2 protein-coding genes are annotated in these 2,192 nt (G+C 32.6%); both read left to right on the forward strand.

Going from position 1 to position 2,192, the window contains the following annotated elements; genetic code table 11:
- The first annotated feature begins 43 nt into the window (after nucleotides 1-43).
- The gene (locus tag A3854_RS06055; RefSeq protein WP_084041743.1) at nucleotides 44-1,072 is read left to right on the forward strand and encodes an LptF/LptG family permease; all 1,029 of its coding nucleotides are present in this window, start codon (nucleotides 44-46) and stop codon (nucleotides 1,070-1,072) included.
- Nucleotides 1,072-1,803 carry a tRNA pseudouridine(38-40) synthase TruA gene (truA, locus tag A3854_RS06060; RefSeq protein WP_084041744.1) on the forward strand — a complete coding sequence of 244 codons (732 nt, stop codon included), beginning with the start codon at nucleotides 1,072-1,074 and terminating at the stop codon, nucleotides 1,801-1,803. Before A3854_RS06055 ends, truA begins: the two co-directional genes overlap by 1 nt.
- Nucleotides 1,804-2,192: the final 389 nt, after the last annotated feature.

Genomic DNA, 2,192 nt, shown 5'->3' on the forward strand with positions numbered 1-2,192 from the left:
CTTTCTTTTAAAGAGCAAATTTTAGAAATTTTAAGGTTTATTTATGAGTAGAGTGAATAGATATCTTTTATTTAACTTCTTAGGGACTTTTGCGTCGCTATTTAGTACGCTTTTTTTGATCATGTCGATCGTATTTTTCATCCAGATCGCGCGCATCACTTCTTACATTGAGATCAGCTTTAGCGAGCTTTTTAAACTCTACTCATTTATGCTTCCACGTGTACTACTTTTTGTCGTGCCTATCGCATTTTTTGTATCACTTGCGATGACTCTTTTTAGATTATCAAAAGAGAATGAAAGTATCGTTATTTTTACGCTTGGTGGCTCACCAAATAAGATTGCTAAATTTTTCTTAATATTTTCAGCATTTTTAAGCACCGCTCTACTTGTAATCGCTACCATAATGATACCAATAGCCGCACAGCTAAATGCAAATTTTATTGATTATAAAAAGACTGTCGCAAAGCTAAATTTAAAGCCAACTCAGTTTGGACAAAAATTCTCTGACTGGATGGTTTATGTGGGTAGTGAAATGCAAGATAACAACGGCACTACTTATAAAGATATCGTGATGTTTAATCCTTACATTAAAGACTCCCAACGCTTAATCACTGCTAAAAATGCAAAAATCACTAATACAAATCAAAGCATCGAACTCTCTTTATTAGATGGAAAAATGTATGACATAAAAGATGAAATTTATCACCAAAGTAACTTCAAATCTATGAAGATAAGGACTGCCCAAAGTGAAGAGATAAGCAATATAGGCAGTATAAAAGAGTACTGGACGGAGGCAAATAGTAGCGAAAAAAGAAGAAAAGATCTTAGTACGTATGTACTTGTTGCACTATTTCCACTTGCCAGTACACTTTTTGCTATAAGCTTTGGCATCGTTACTTATAGATATGAAAAAGGCATGGTTTATGTTGGGACATTTGGCGTTTTATTTGGGTATTTTACGCTCATAATGCTATTTTCATCAAAGCCAGCTTTTGCGATTCCACTCATATTTTTTGTCTTTTTATTGGCAGGAATTTTACTTTTTAAAGCCAAGATCATGCGAAGATACTAATGAAAATCCAACTAATTTATAGCTACGATGGCTCCAAATTTCAAGGCTCGCAAACTCAACCGCATGAAAATGGCGTAGAAGATGAGCTTTCGCGTGCCCTAGCTCACGTCGGAATATTTGAAAAAATAGTCTCTAGCTCACGTACAGACAAAAACGTCCATGCGATCAATCAAAGCTCAAGCGTAATTTGTAGCGATCATTTTAAAAATTTAGAGCATCTAAAAGAGCTAATCAACCGCCATGCTCATCCAAATATTCATATAAAACGTATAAATTTAGTTGATGAAAATTTTCAAGCAAGATTTGACGCCGTAGCAAGGTCTTATAGATACATTATAGATCATGGAGAATTTGATGTTTTTAGCTCAAACTATAAAGTCTTTTTGCCAAAATTTGATATCAAAAAAGCAAATGAAATTTTATCTAATTTTGTTGGTGAGCATGATTTTAGCTCCTATATGAAAACAGGAAGTGATACAAAAAGTCCAGTGCGAGAAATTTTTAAGGCATTTTGCTATGAATACAAGAACCAAACTATCATCGTTTTTAAAGCGAACGGTTTTTTGCGCGCACAAGTACGGCTTATGGTTGCAAATCTACTTAAAGCCTTGAGTATAAAAAATGGTGGTGAGCTCATCAATGCTTCACTTAACGGATGCTCTGTCCTAACTCGTATCCCGGCTCCAGCTGAAGGACTTTATCTAAATAGAGTTTTCTATAAATTTAACTAGGTATTTAAAATATTCAATAGTAAGCTTATTTAAAATATTAAATAGAAAATCTTATAAGTTAAGATTCTTAGCTAGTTTACACACTCTCCTACTTTCTTAACCAACCACCTCCTAAAAGCACAAGAAGCTTTAGAAGATAGTCTAAGAAGCATTACTTTACAAGATCTATTAGATGAACTTATTAATTTATAAAATTTAAAAAGTAGACAAACTAAGTTATAGAATTTAAAAATTAGGCAAATATATAAAAACCAATCTATTTTTTATTAGGAGCACCATGTGCTCCTAACTATTTTTATATACTTTATGTAAGAATTTTTATAAATTTCTAGATTTATTACTCTTTGCTCTTCTCTTTTTTAGCTTTACTCTTTTTCTCTGCTTTATCT

The sequence above is a fragment of the Campylobacter concisus genome (assembly GCF_002092845.1).
Taxonomy (GTDB): domain Bacteria; phylum Campylobacterota; class Campylobacteria; order Campylobacterales; family Campylobacteraceae; genus Campylobacter_A; species Campylobacter_A concisus_AQ.